General features: G+C 56.6%; 14 protein-coding genes. 3 read left to right on the forward strand and 11 right to left on the reverse strand.

Annotation, left to right across the window (positions count from 1 at the left end):
- The 3 genes from artQ (at position 1) to artJ (ending at position 2,272) form a co-directional block, all read left to right on the forward strand.
- Positions 1 to 717, forward strand: coding sequence for an arginine ABC transporter permease ArtQ (gene artQ, locus EQV24_RS08710; RefSeq protein ID WP_130626465.1), 717 nt, complete (start codon positions 1 to 3; stop codon positions 715 to 717).
- On the forward strand, positions 717 to 1,385 hold the full coding sequence (artM, locus tag EQV24_RS08715; RefSeq protein ID WP_013097363.1) for an arginine ABC transporter permease ArtM: 669 nt from the start codon (positions 717 to 719) through the stop codon (positions 1,383 to 1,385). Before artQ ends, artM begins: the two co-directional genes overlap by 1 nt.
- Before the next feature lie 155 nt (positions 1,386 to 1,540).
- Entirely contained in the window at positions 1,541 to 2,272 is a 732-nt protein-coding gene (artJ, locus tag EQV24_RS08720; RefSeq protein WP_013097364.1) for an arginine ABC transporter substrate-binding protein ArtJ, read from the forward strand.
- Between the two features lie 86 nt (positions 2,273 to 2,358).
- Here the strand turns inward: artJ and EQV24_RS08725 are convergent, their stop codons facing one another.
- The 11 genes from EQV24_RS08725 to nfsA all read right to left on the reverse strand — a co-directional run bounded on the left by EQV24_RS08725 (position 2,359) and on the right by nfsA (position 13,107).
- Complete coding sequence (locus EQV24_RS08725; RefSeq protein ID WP_038984436.1) at positions 2,359 to 3,828, reverse strand: ATP-binding protein; 1,470 nt, start codon at positions 3,826 to 3,828, stop codon at positions 2,359 to 2,361.
- Positions 3,812 to 4,519, reverse strand: a complete 708-nt coding sequence (locus EQV24_RS08730; protein WP_029883196.1) for a response regulator transcription factor — start codon at positions 4,517 to 4,519, stop codon at positions 3,812 to 3,814. Before EQV24_RS08730 ends, EQV24_RS08725 begins: the two co-directional genes overlap by 17 nt.
- A 105-nt stretch (positions 4,520 to 4,624) precedes the next feature.
- Positions 4,625 to 5,764 carry a 23S rRNA (uracil(747)-C(5))-methyltransferase RlmC gene (gene rlmC, locus EQV24_RS08735; RefSeq protein ID WP_029883195.1) on the reverse strand — a complete coding sequence of 380 codons (1,140 nt, stop codon included), beginning with the start codon at positions 5,762 to 5,764 and terminating at the stop codon, positions 4,625 to 4,627.
- Between the two features lie 40 nt (positions 5,765 to 5,804).
- Positions 5,805 to 6,278, reverse strand: coding sequence for a YbjO family protein (locus EQV24_RS08740; protein WP_020689898.1), 474 nt, complete (start codon positions 6,276 to 6,278; stop codon positions 5,805 to 5,807).
- Positions 6,279 to 6,343: 65 nt separating this feature from the next.
- Positions 6,344 to 7,189, reverse strand: coding sequence for a putrescine ABC transporter permease PotI (gene potI / locus EQV24_RS08745; RefSeq protein WP_013097369.1), 846 nt, complete (start codon positions 7,187 to 7,189; stop codon positions 6,344 to 6,346).
- Complete coding sequence (gene potH, locus EQV24_RS08750; protein ID WP_020689896.1) at positions 7,186 to 8,139, reverse strand: putrescine ABC transporter permease PotH; 954 nt, start codon at positions 8,137 to 8,139, stop codon at positions 7,186 to 7,188. Before potH ends, potI begins: the two co-directional genes overlap by 4 nt.
- A gap of 10 nt (positions 8,140 to 8,149) precedes the next feature.
- Positions 8,150 to 9,283 carry a putrescine ABC transporter ATP-binding subunit PotG gene (gene potG / locus EQV24_RS08755; protein WP_130626466.1) on the reverse strand — a complete coding sequence of 378 codons (1,134 nt, stop codon included), beginning with the start codon at positions 9,281 to 9,283 and terminating at the stop codon, positions 8,150 to 8,152.
- 143 nt (positions 9,284 to 9,426) lie between these two features.
- A complete protein-coding gene (potF, locus tag EQV24_RS08760; RefSeq protein WP_013097372.1) occupies positions 9,427 to 10,539 on the reverse strand; it encodes a spermidine/putrescine ABC transporter substrate-binding protein PotF in 1,113 nt (370 codons plus the stop codon).
- A 351-nt stretch (positions 10,540 to 10,890) separates the two neighbouring features.
- Complete coding sequence (locus EQV24_RS08765; RefSeq protein WP_003858385.1) at positions 10,891 to 11,367, reverse strand: YbjN domain-containing protein; 477 nt, start codon at positions 11,365 to 11,367, stop codon at positions 10,891 to 10,893.
- Between the two features lie 63 nt (positions 11,368 to 11,430).
- Positions 11,431 to 12,333 (reverse strand): 30S ribosomal protein S6--L-glutamate ligase, encoded by a 903-nt coding sequence (gene rimK, locus EQV24_RS08770; RefSeq protein WP_013097373.1) that lies wholly within the window; start codon positions 12,331 to 12,333, stop codon positions 11,431 to 11,433.
- Positions 12,334 to 12,384: 51 nt separating this feature from the next.
- The gene (gene nfsA / locus EQV24_RS08775; protein ID WP_045295705.1) at positions 12,385 to 13,107 is read right to left on the reverse strand and encodes a nitroreductase NfsA; all 723 of its coding nucleotides are present in this window, start codon (positions 13,105 to 13,107) and stop codon (positions 12,385 to 12,387) included.
- Positions 13,108 to 13,149: the final 42 nt, after the last annotated feature.

Genomic DNA, 13,149 nt, shown 5'->3' on the forward strand with positions numbered 1-13,149 from the left:
ATGAATGAAATTCTTCCTTTAGCAAGCGCCGCCGGGATGACCGTCGGCCTTGCCGTTTGCGCACTGATTATCGGCCTGGTGCTGGCGATGTTCTTTGCGGTATGGGAATCTTCAAAGTGGTTCCCTGTCGCCTGGACCGGCTCCGCGCTGGTCACCGTGCTGCGTGGGCTACCGGAGATCCTGGTGGTCCTGTTTATCTATTTCGGTTCCTCACAGCTGCTGCTGACGCTGTCGGACGGCTTTACCCTCAATCTTGGCGTCGTGCAGATCCCGGTGCAGATGCAGATTGAAAACTTCGACGTCAGCCCGTTCCTCTGTGGCGTCATTGCCCTTTCCCTGCTCTATTCTGCGTACGCGTCGCAAACCCTGCGCGGTGCGCTGAAAGCGGTACCGCAAGGACAATGGGAATCTGGCCAGGCGCTGGGGATGTCGAAAGCGGCGATCTTCTTCCGTCTGGTGATGCCGCAGATGTGGCGTCATGCCCTGCCGGGTTTAGGGAACCAGTGGCTGGTGCTGCTGAAAGATACGGCGCTGGTGAGCCTGATAAGCGTTAACGATTTAATGCTGCAAACCAAAAGCATCGCTACCCGCACCCAGGAGCCGTTTACCTGGTACATTGTGGCGGCGGCTATCTACCTGGTGATCACGTTGCTGAGTCAGTACATCCTTAAGCGTATTGACCTGCGTGCGACGCGCTTTGAACGGAGACCAGGCTGATGCTGGACTATTTACCCGAGCTGATGAAAGGGCTGCACACCAGCCTGACGTTGACCGTGGCGTCCATCATCGTGGCGCTGATCCTGGCGCTGATCTTTACCATCATCCTGACGCTGAAAACGCCGGTGCTGGTGTGGATTGTGCGCGGCTATATCACCCTTTTTACCGGTACGCCGCTGCTGGTGCAGATCTTCCTGATTTACTACGGCCCGGGCCAGTTCCCGTCGCTGCAGGAGTATCCGGTTATCTGGCATCTGCTCTCTGAGCCGTGGCTGTGTGCCCTGATCGCCCTTTCACTGAACAGCGCTGCCTACACCACTCAGCTGTTCTACGGAGCGATCCGCGCCATTCCGGAAGGACAATGGCAGTCCTGCGGCGCGCTCGGCATGAGCAAAAAAGATACGCTGGCCATTTTGCTGCCGTACGCCTTTAAGCGTGCCCTCTCCTCTTACTCCAACGAAGTGGTGCTGGTGTTCAAGAGTACCTCGCTGGCCTACACCATCACCCTGATGGAAGTGATGGGCCACGGGCAACTGCTCTATGGACGCACCTACGATGTGATGGTGTTTGGCGCGGCAGGCGTGGTGTATCTGGTGGTTAACGGACTGTTGACGCTGATGATGCGCCTGATCGAGCGTAAAGCGCTGGCGTTTGAGCGCAGAAATTAATCACGTAAATGCATAAAACGGTATTGATAAAGCGGGTAACCTGATGGTTTATCCGCTTTTTTTTATTCCACGATAAATATTTAATCATTTATATTGAATATAAATTCATTAAATGGCATTGTACTTTCATAAGACCTACAGACGGGAGTATTACAATGAAAAAGTTAGTTCTGGCCGCATTACTGGCAACGTTTGCCGCAGGCGCAACGGCTGCCGATAAAATCAATTTCGGCGTTTCTGCCACGTATCCACCATTTGAATCGCTGGATGCCAGCAACCAGATCGTGGGTTTTGATATCGATCTGGCGAAAGCGCTGTGCAAACAGATGCAGGCCGACTGCACCTTTACCAACCATGCCTTTGACAGCCTGATCCCGTCACTGAAATTTAAAAAATACGACGCGGTGATCTCCGGTATGGACATCACGCCAGAGCGTAGCAAGCAGGTGGCCTTCACCGACCCGTACTACGCCAACTCGGCGGTGGTCATCGCGAAGAAAGGGGCTTATAAATCCTTTGATGAGCTGAAAGGCAAACGCATCGGGATGGAAAACGGCACCACGCACCAGAAATACCTCCAGGATAAACATCCTGAAGTGAAAACCGTGGCGTATGACAGCTATCAGAACGCGATTATCGACCTGAAAAACGGCCGTATTGATGGCGTATTTGGTGACACCGCGGTCGTCAACGAATGGCTGAAAACCAACCCGCAGCTCGGTACGGCAACCGAAAAAGTGACCGATCCGCAGTACTTCGGTACGGGTCTGGGCATTGCGGTGCGTCCGGATAACAAAGCGTTGCTGGCAAAACTGAACGGCGCGCTGAAGGCGATTAAAGCTGACGGTACGTATCAGAAAATCAGCGACCAGTGGTTCCCGCAGTAACTTTTTTTGCCGGGTGATGGCTTCGCCTTACCCGGCCTACGGGGGGAGTTGTAGGCCGGGTAAGCGCAGCGCCACCCGGCACTCTCTCACAACGGCACGAAGAACCTGAACCGCGCCCCGCTCACCGACTCCATCAGCCTGATCCCTCCCCCGTGTAGTTCCAGCATCCGTTTGACAATCAACAGCCCTAACCCACCGCGATTCTCCCGCGATGCTTGCGGATTCAACGCTGAAGGCCGCTGGAACAGATCGTCGCGCAGCGCGGCATCCACACCGGTTCCTGAATCGGCCACCTCAACCTGTAGCTTTTCATTCTCCTGCCATACGGCGAGACGGATCTTGCCGCCGGTGGGGGTATGGCGGATGGCGTTATCCAGCAGATTGGTCACCACGCGCTCTATCATCGAGACATCGGCATACACCAGCGGCAGCGGCCCGGGAACGTCTATCTGGAGCTGAAGCTCGCGCGTGCGCGCCGTGAGCTCAAACTTTTGCGCCACGTCGGAAATAAGCTCTCCCATCGCAAAACGCTCGCGCTGGGGCTTGATGCCGCCGTGCTCAAGACGCGCAAGCTCAAACAACTGCTGTGACAGATGACGCACCTTTTGACCCTGACGCAACGCCGTGGCGAGGTATTGCTGATGCTCCTGCGGCGTCAGTGTGGCGGATTTCAGCGACAGCGTCTCCAGATAGCCCAGCAGCGAGGTCAGCGGCGTGCGTAAGTCGTGGGAAATATTGGCGATAAACTCCCGGCGCTGGCGGTCGCTGTCGGCCAGTTGATCCCACTGCTGGGTGATTTTGCGTGCCAGCTCGATAAAACTGTTACGCAGGAGCGCCACTTCATCTTTTGCTGTCGCATCCGGCTGTTGGACCGCCAGCGCGCGTATCGCGCTCATGCTGTCATGCTCCAGCCCGGCCACTTCACGCGTCAGCCGTTTAACCGGACGCGTGACCCAGTACCAGATCAGTAAGCCCGCCAGCAGGCCAAACAGCGCCACCCAAAGCATTGACCAGAGCACCGTACTCCACAGCGCCTTGTGCCAGGCCATGTCCGCCAGCGCGTTCGACTCCTCGCCCTGTAAAATAATATACAGATAGCCTTTAAGCTCGCCGTCCTGACGTAACGGCGTCGCGCTGAACACTTTCTTGTTCTGGCTACGCGGATCGTCGCCAAAAACCGGCATGGCCGCACCGCTGAGGAACTCCTGTACCGGCGCGAGATTGATGCTTTGTCGCTGAATATGGCCCGGCGGGGCGGCATCGGCCAGAATATCGCCATCCGGGGAGACGACGTACAGTTCCACGCTCGGGTTGAAGGTCATCAGCCTGTCAAAGAGCGGTTTCAACGCGGTACGGTCGACCCTGCCCTGGGCGTTCAGAATTGGTTCGCGCTGCACGATCTGTTGCGCCAGGCCGCCAGAGAGACGCTGAACCATGGCGTTACCATACTGCATGCTGCTGTAGAGCTGGACGGCGCAGGCGACGGCGGCACAGAGCATCATTAGTAAAATGAACAGCAGCGTCAGGCGCTGGCTCAGGCTAAAGCGGCGCATCATGGTGCGGCTCCGCAAATTTATAGCCTTTTCCCCAGACGGTGCGAATGATCTCCGGCTCGGCAGCGTCTTTTTCAATCTTGATGCGCAGGCGGTTGATATGGGTGTTAACGGTATGCTCGTAACCTTCGTGCTGATAGCCCCACACCTGCTCCAGCAGAGCCAGACGCGAGAAGACCTCGCCAGGATGGCGGGCAAAGAAGTACAGCAGTTCAAACTCGCGCGGGGTGAGATCCACTATCTGGCCGTGAAGCAGCACGCTGCGGGCCAGCGGGTCGATTGTCAGGCCATGCGCCTGAATATTCCCGGCACTCTGCGCCTGCCCCATCGCCTGCTGGCGGCGGAACAGCGCCTTAATGCGCGCAATCAGCTCCTGCACCGAGAACGGTTTTGCCAGATAATCATCCGCGCCGGTTTCCAGGCCGGTTATCCGATCGGTTTCGCTGCTGCGGGCGCTGATAATGATCACCGGCAGGTAGCGGGTCATCTGGCGAATACGACGGCAAATCTCCAGGCCGTCGACGTTGGGGAGCATGAGATCGAGGATCACCGCGTCCCACGGCTGTTTTTCAAGACACTGTAACGCGTTGCCGCCGTCGGGCTCGTGGGTGATGATGTAGCCTTCATCTTCTAAATTGAGTCGCAGAAGTGCCGCGATATCGTGGTCATCTTCCACCAGCAGGATCTGCTTCATGGGTAAGCCTTATTTCATCTCTTATGACGTAAGCTTACCTGATTTCGCAGGGTTGAAGAGTTCACATTTTGTTGAAGATTTTGCGGATGTCATGCCGGGTGGCGGCTACGCCTTACCCGGGATGCGGGTTAACAACGTCAACACTTCATAATGCGCGGTATGCGGGAACATATCGAAAAGCTGAACGCGTTCAATGCGGTAGCCCGGCAGGTGAGCGATATCTGTCGCCATGGTACGGGCGTTGCAACTGGAGTAAATAATGTAATCCGGCGCCATCTGGCTCAGATAGTCGCACAGCGCCTTGCCAATGCCCCGGCGCGGCGGGTTGACCAGGACCAGCTCCGGTACGTTGCCCTGGCCGGTCGCGAACTGCGTGGAGTCCAGCGCCTGGAAGTGCAGATTGGTTAATCCGAGCTCAGCGGCAGACTGTTTCGCGCAGGCAATCGCTTCGGCGGCGATCTCAATCCCGGTCAGCTGCATCTCAGGCGTGGCGCAGTGCAGACCAAAGCCCCCGACACCGCAGAACAGATCCCACATATGATGGATGTTTAACGCCCTCACCCAGTCGCGGGCGGTGGCATATAACGCACTCGCCACCGTCGGGTTGGTCTGGAAGAAACTTTGCGGGCGGATCCACAGCGGCACGTTGTTGAACGTTTCCGCCAGCGCATGCTGCCCGGTGAAGAAGATCTCTGTCTCCCCCTCCATAATCGCCATATGCACCGGCTGAATATTGGCGGTAATGACCTTCAGCTGCGGAAGCTGCTCCTGCAGCCACGGCAGCGCCGCGCGCAGTTGTTCCAGCTTGGCTTGCGAGCGCAGCACGAAACGCAGCATCATACCGCCGTCCATCTGGCTCTCGGTCAGGAGGAGATATTTCAGCTCGCCGCGCTTACGGGCAACGTTATAAGGTGTTAACCCCGCACGGGCAATAAATGGTTTGAGCGCCGCGAAGACCGGCTCAAACGAGGCAGGATAAAGCGGGCAGCCGGTGAGATCTTCCGGCGTACCGTCGCGATGCAGCATGCCCAGCAGCGGTTTTTCTACGCTGCCGCTGACCACCATTTTGGCTTTATTACGAAAACCCTGCTCCGGGCCGCTGACGGGGGCGCACCACTCGCCCACCGCATGTTCAGCCAGCAGCTGTTGCAGGTCGGCCATTTTGGCGGTGAGTTGTTGAGAGACCGGCTGTTCTATCCACTGACAGGAGCGGCAGCGTCCGGCGTCATAGAGTGCGCACTGCATAGGAAAACCTTAAGAATAACGAGGGCTGCGATTATACACATTATTGCAGGCGGAAGAACCGCCGGCTTGAGGCTGGAGCAAAGAGCAGCAGGAGCACCAGCATATCGGGTAATTTCTGCATGACCAGCGCATGGAAGATCTCACGTTTGGATCCACCGGCAATGCTGAACAGCTCCGGATAACCATAGCCCAGCGAGGCGGCCCACAGATAGCTGGCGGCGGTCACCTGCGTCAGCAGATAGACCCAGCGCGCCCAGTTGCGCCCTTTAACCAGCGAAAACGCGCAGTAGATTTCGATAAACACCAGCACAAGGCTGCTGAGGAATACCAGCGTGAGGTTCCAGGTTTGCACGCTGCGGTGAATGAACTCACCGATGCCGCGCGCCCCCAGGGTGTTGAGGATCATCAGTACATCAAGACAGCGGATCATAATAATAGCGAGCGCCGCCACCTGCACCAGCGCAGGTACGTTTGGACGAGCGTGCGTAAGACGTGATTTTTTTAATAATCCCAATGTTTTACTTCCCTGAAAAACAGTGCCGCGTCATGCGCGGCACATCACTGGAAATAATAATTCCTTCAGCCGCGTCTTGCACGCTGGATATCGCGCACGCGCTGCTTTTCCGCGCGCGCCATCAAATACCAGGCGATAAATCCGACAATTCCGACCACGCCGAGGATTATCGACGCCAGGGCGTTGATCTCCGGGTTTACCCCCATGCGCACGCTGGAGAAGACCAGCATTGGCAGCGTCGTCGCCCCTGGCCCGGAAACAAAGCTGGCGATCACCAGATCGTCGAGCGACAGGGTAAAGGCCAGCAGCCAGCCGGAGATCACCGCAGGCATAATCATCGGCAGCGTGATGATGAAAAAGACCTTCACCGGCGTGGCACCGAGATCCATCGCCGCCTCTTCAATGGAGCGATCCAGCTCGCGCAGACGCGAGGAGATGACCACCGCCACGTACGCGGTACAGAAGGTCACATGCGCCAGCCAGATGGTGAGCATGCCGCGATCCGCCGGCCAGCCAATGGCATGCGCCAGCGCCACAAACAGCAGCAGCAGCGACAGGCCGGTGATCACGTCCGGCATCACCAGCGGCGCGGTAATCATAAAGGCAAAGCCGTTCGAGCCGCGAAAACGCCCGAAGCGCACCATCACCAGCGCGGCAATCGTGCCCAGCACGCAGGCCATTGTGGCCGCCAGCGCCGCGATGGTCAGGCTCAGCCCCACCGCGCTCATCATCGCATCGTCGTGGAACAGTTCGCTGTACCAGCGCGTCGACCAGCCAGCCCATACGGTGACCAGTTTGGAGCTGTTGAACGAGTAGATCACCAGCATCAGCATCGGCGCATACAGGAAGGTAAAGCCGATCACCAGGATCGCAATTCGCCACGGAGAGCGCACTACCGGTAAGTTGTTCATCCGTGGTCTCCCATCTGTTTCTGCTGATGCTTGTGGAACCACATGATCGGCACGATCAGCAGCAGCAACATCACGATCGCCACCGCGGAGGCCACCGGCCAGTCGCGGTTATTGAAGAACTCCTGCCACAACACGCGGCCAATCATGATGCTGTCCGGGCCGCCGAGCAGTTCCGGGATCACAAACTCCCCAACAGCCGGAATGAACACCAGCATCGACCCGGCGATAATCCCGCCTTTGGTCAGCGGCACAATCACGCTGAAGAAAGTCTTCAGCGGACGGGCGCCCAGATCCAGCGAGGCTTCCACCAGCGAGTAGTCGATACGCGTCAGTGCCGTATAGATCGGCAGCACCATAAACGGCAGGTAGGCATATACAATCCCGATATAGACCGCGAGATTGGTGTGCAGAATAGTCAGCGGCTGATCGATAACCCCTAACCACATCAGGAAGTTATTCAGCACCCCGTTATTTTTCAGGATCCCCATCCACGCGTAGACGCGGATCAGGAACGAGGTCCACGACGGCAGGATCACCAGCAGCAGCAGAATATTGCGCGTCGAGGGCTTACTGTGCGCCACCGCCCATGCCAGCGGGTAGCCCATCAGCAGACAGCAGAGCGTGGAGATCGCCGCCACCTGCAGTGACTGCAAATAGGCTTCGACATAAAGCGGATCTTCCGTCAGCTGCAGGAAGTTGCCAAGGTTAAGCGTCAGCGTCAGCTGTCCGTCTGCCCAGTCCAGCAGATTGGTGTAGGGCGGGATCGCCCGCGCCATTTCCGCCAGGCTTATCTTGAAAACGATCAGGAACGGCAGCATGAACAGCAGGATCAGCCACACGTAAGGCATGGCAATCACCAGCTTGCGGCCGTGGTTCATCTGCATGCGCGCCAGCCAGTGCGCAAAGCCGCCCGGTTTTTCGACGCGGGCTGGCGGTTCAAGTGTACTCATTGGCCGCTCCTTATACCGTCAGCACGACACAACTGTCCGCATCCCAGCACAGACGCACTTCGTCGCCCCAGGTCGGCAGTCCTTTACGGTAGCGATGTTCGTTTTGCAACTGGGCGCTGATCATCTGCCCGCTATTCAGACGGACGTGGTAGATAGAGAGATCGCCCAGATAGGCAATGTGCACCACTTCGCCCACGGCAAAGTTAAAGCCATCGGCCGGAGGATCTTCACAGAGCATGATTTTCTCCGGTCGCAGGGCGATATAGACCGGTACGTTGTCTACCACGGAGTTATCCGGGTCGACCTTCAGCGGATGCTGCAGCCCCGGCGATTCGATGATCAGCCCGTCTTCTTCACGCGCTTTCAGCAGCCCTTCAAAAACATTCACCGAGCCGATGAACTCCGCGCTGTAGCGGGTAGTCGGGTGTTCATAAATCTCTTCCGGCTCGCCAATCTGCACGAACTTACCGCGGTTCATGATCGCGATACGCCCGGCCATGGTCATGGCCTCTTCCTGGTCGTGGGTGACCATCACGCAGGTCACGCCCACGCGTTCGAGGATATCCACCACTTCGAGCTGCATACGGTCGCGCAGTTTTTTATCCAGAGCACCCATCGGCTCATCAAGCAGCAGCAGTTTCGGACGTTTCGCCAGGCTTCGGGCCAGTGCCACGCGCTGACGCTGACCACCAGAAAGCTGGTGCGGTTTACGCTTCGCGAACTCCTGCATGTGCACCAGACTCAGCATCTCCGCCACACGCGCGGTGATTTCGGCTTTTGGCAGCTTGTCCTGCTTCAGGCCAAACGCGATGTTCTGCTCCACCGTCATATGCGGGAACAGTGCGTAAGACTGAAACATCATGTTAATCGGACGCTGATACGGCGGTACGCTGGAGAGATCCACGCCATCCAGCACAATCTGCCCGGCGGTAGGTTGTTCAAACCCGGCCAGCATGCGCAGCAAGGTTGATTTACCGCAGCCAGACGCCCCGAGAAGGGCAAATATTTCGCCTTTGTAGATAGTCAGGCTGACGTCGTCCACGGCATGCTGGCCATCGAAAGATTTGGTGAGGTTACGAATTTCAAGTAGCGGGGTCAGCGCTTTACGGACTTTCGCCTGCGGGCGGGGGATCGCGTCATTCACGGGGTGTTCTCCGGCATAGATCAAAACTGGTGCAAACGCACCGTCAGGGTGCGCATCGCCGGGCGGCGCGAACGCCTGCCCGGCCTACGGGTTGTGTCGGCCCGGTAAGCGATAGCGCCACCGGGCAACGTTACCAAACGCCGTTATTTCCCGCTTTTCACCTTGGTCCACGCACGGGTACGTACGCGGTCAATTTTTGGATCCTGAACTTTCAGGGTGAAGAGCTTGGCAAACACATCCGCTGGCGGATAGATAGCCGGATTATTACGGATCTCTTCGCTAATCAGTGGCAAGGAGGCCTTGTTACCGTTGGCGTAGTAGACATGGTCGCTGATATGAGCAATCACTTCCGGACGCATCAGGTAGTTAAGGAACTGATACGCTTCATCTTTGTTTTTCGCATCAGCAGGCATGGCGAAGACATCAAAGAAGGCCAGCGCCCCCTCTTTCGGAATGAAGTAGGAGACATTCACGCCGTTTTTCGCCTCTTTCGCACGGTTAGCCGCCTGCCAGACGTCCCCTGCCCAGCCAATTGCCACGCAGATATCGCCGTTAGCCAGGTCGTTAATGTACTGTGAAGAGTGGAAGTAACGGATATTCGGACGCAGCTTCAGCAGCAGATCGGTCGCCGGGCCGGTGTAATCATCCGCCTTGTTGCTGTTCGGATCTTTGCCAAGATAGTTCAGCACGGTGGCGAAAATCTCTTCCGGGGCATCCAGGAAGGAGACGCCGCAGCTTTTCAGCTTCGCGAGGTTCTCCGGCTTCAGCACCACGTCCCAGCTGTCCAGCTTGACGTCCGGGCCCAGCGCCGCTTTGACTTTATCCACGTTGTAGCCAATACCGGTGGTCGCCCACAGATACGGCATGGCGTATTTGTTCTCCGGGTCATGCTTAGAGACCAGCTTCAGCACTTCCGGGTCGAGGTTTTTCCAGTTTGGTAACTTGCTCTTGTCCAGCGGCTGGAAAACGCCTGCGGTCAGTTGACGCTCCAGGAAACTTGCGGACGGTACCACCAGGTCAAAACCGGTGCTGCCTGCCATCAGTTTGCCTTCCAGCACTTCGTTGGAATCAAACACGTCGTAGACCACTTTAATGCCGGTCTCTTTTTCAAAATTAGCCACCGTGTCCGGGGCAATATAGTCAGACCAGTTATAAACATGCAGCGTTTTTTGTTCCGCAGCGAGCGTGCCGGCAGAGACGGCCATCAGAGCACCCGCAACCAGACCCGATAACCATTTTTTATTCAAGGCGATCATAGTGTTATTCCTTCTGAAAGCTCGTTAACAAACGAACTAAAACTGTGCAATCTGGATATATGCAAAAATCATGCATAGTTTGTCGCTCTGCTCAAAATAAAAAGAAACCTCTTTACCCGGCAGGATCCGCTCGCTTTTTTAAGCATCGCAAGAATAACTGTAGCCCGTGTCTCCGGCTATAGCCCAGACGAAAAAACGCCTTTTATCAATTTTTTATGCAGGTTATGTCTACGTGATAAGCCGAAATGGCCTTTGGGGAGGTGAAAAATTCTTTAAAGAAAGGTTAAAAGCAGCAGAATAAATGGCGTTATGCAGCCGCTCTGGCAGCGACTGCGCAAAAGTCAGACAGGCTTAGTGAAGAAAATTGGGAGATGCATCATTATTCTCTGCATCGTCTTCCGCGCTGTACAGCAGATGGTGTGCATTGGCTTCCATCATTACCATCGAAATTTGCTCTTCACTCAAACGCATAAACCAGGCGAACTGCTTGAAGGAGAGCCCCGCGCCGGAGAACAAAGACTGGCAAACGACCAGTTTTGGCAGATTATCATCCTGTATATCGAGGAATGCTTTCACCGTCAAAGAACTGGCGTTGATCGCAGAGAGGTCAGAGGCCAGCGCCAGCAGCGCAGACGGCTTAACTTCTGCCAGCGCAGAGAAGAGGATCACGTCGTTAATGAGATCGATTTTGGCATCAAAAATGCCGTCGAAATTCTGCATGTGAGGCAGATGCAGCGCCTGGCAGGAATCACATTCAAAGAAGGTGATACCGGCATCATCAAGCCATTGACGTAACGTATCCAGTGTTGGAACGACCTGTAAATCCATCGCGGTGGAGCCTCTTTAGTAAAAACTTCGCATAGGGTACTCAAAAAGTGCGCGGTAATCCATTTAACCACCCGTTTTAAGACAGTAGCCCGGCGTGGCATGACGCTCAATCCATGCAATCATTTTACCTGCAATATCGACACCGGTGGTTTTTTCTACCCCTTCCAGCCCGGGCGAGGCATTCACTTCCATCACCAGCGGCCCGCGCGTCGCCCGCAGAAGGTCTACGCCTGCCACGTCCAGCCCCAGCGTTTGCGCCGCTTTCACGGCAATCTCCCGCTCGCGCTCGCTGATATCAGCAACCCGCGCAACGCCGCCCCGGTGGAGGTTGGAGCGAAAATCGCCCTCTTTCGCCTGACGCTCAATGGCCGCCACCACCTCATTGCCCACCACGAAACAGCGGATATCGCGCCCTTTGGCCTCTTCGATGTACTCCTGCACCAGAATGTGCGCATTCAGGCCGCGGAAGGCGTCAATCACGCTCTCTGCTGCCTGTCGCGTCTCTGCCAGCACTACGCCAATACCCTGTGTGCCTTCCACCAGCTTGATGACCAGCGGCGCACCGCCCACCATGTCGATCAGATCGCTGGTGTCGTCCGGGGAGTGAGCGATGCCGGTGACCGGGAGATCGATCCCCTGGCGGGCGAGCAGCTGCAGCGAGCGCAGCTTATCCCGGGCACGGGAAATGGCGACAGATTCGTTGAGAGGATAGCTGCCCAGCATTTCAAACTGGCGCAGCGCGGCCGTACCGTAATAGGTGATCTGCGAGCCGATGCGGGGGATCACCGCATCAAAATGCGGTAGCTTGCGGCCTTTGTAATGGATCGAGGAAGCAGCAGGGTCAATGTTCATATAGCAGGACATCGGATCGAGGATCTCAATCTGATGTCCGCGTTTTGCCGCCGCTTCTCGCAGGCGTTTGCATGAATAGAGCGTTCCATCCCGGGACAAAATGGCAATTTTCACCCTGCACCTCTCTAAAGACATGGGAAAAGCCTGCGTATCATACCGAATGGACTAGCGCGTCGCCCAGCCCTGTTTATGCAGATAATCGAGAATAAACGGGCGATTTTCTTTAATGATGGTACGGCGGATGTGGTCGCTCCAGGTATCGCGGCGGTTATTGCTGCCGCGCGTCATGTAATAATGCGCCAGCTCTTCATCGTATTGATTCAGAACATCCAGGTCGACCGGCTGGTAGTGGTTTTCATGGACCAGCATCGCTGCAGGCAGGCGCGGCTTGAGATCCGGGTTGTCAGCAGGCCAGCCGAGGCAGAGACCGAACAGGGGCAGGACGTGCTTCGGCAGCTTCAGCAGTTCGGTTACGCTTTCAATATTGTTACGCAGCCCGCCGATATACACGCCGCCTAATCCCAGCGATTCCGCCGCCGTGAAGGCGTTTTGCGCCATCAGTGCGGTATCGACCACGCCCAGCAGCAGCTGTTCTGCCAGCCCCAGCTCGGCTTCAGGGCAAATTTGCAGGTGGCGGTTAAAGTCAGCGCAGAATACCCAGAACTCGGCGGCCTGGGCTACATGCTTCTGCCCGCCCGTGAGCGTCACCAGCTGCTCGCGCATGGCCTTGTCGGTAATGCGAATAATCGAACTGCACTGCAGGAAGCTGGAGCTGGAGGTGGCTCTGGCGCTGTCGATGATGGCCTCACGCTGCGCCTCGGTAATGGGCTCATCGGTGAAGTGGCGGATAGAACGGTGGGAACGGAGCAGGTCAATTGTTGGCGTCATCGTCTCTCTCTTTGTCTTGCTTAATACGTGTGGCAGCCAGTA

The sequence above is a fragment of the Enterobacter sp. A8 genome (genome assembly GCF_004296595.1).
In the GTDB taxonomy this organism is placed as follows: Bacteria; Pseudomonadota; Gammaproteobacteria; order Enterobacterales; family Enterobacteriaceae; genus Enterobacter; species Enterobacter cloacae.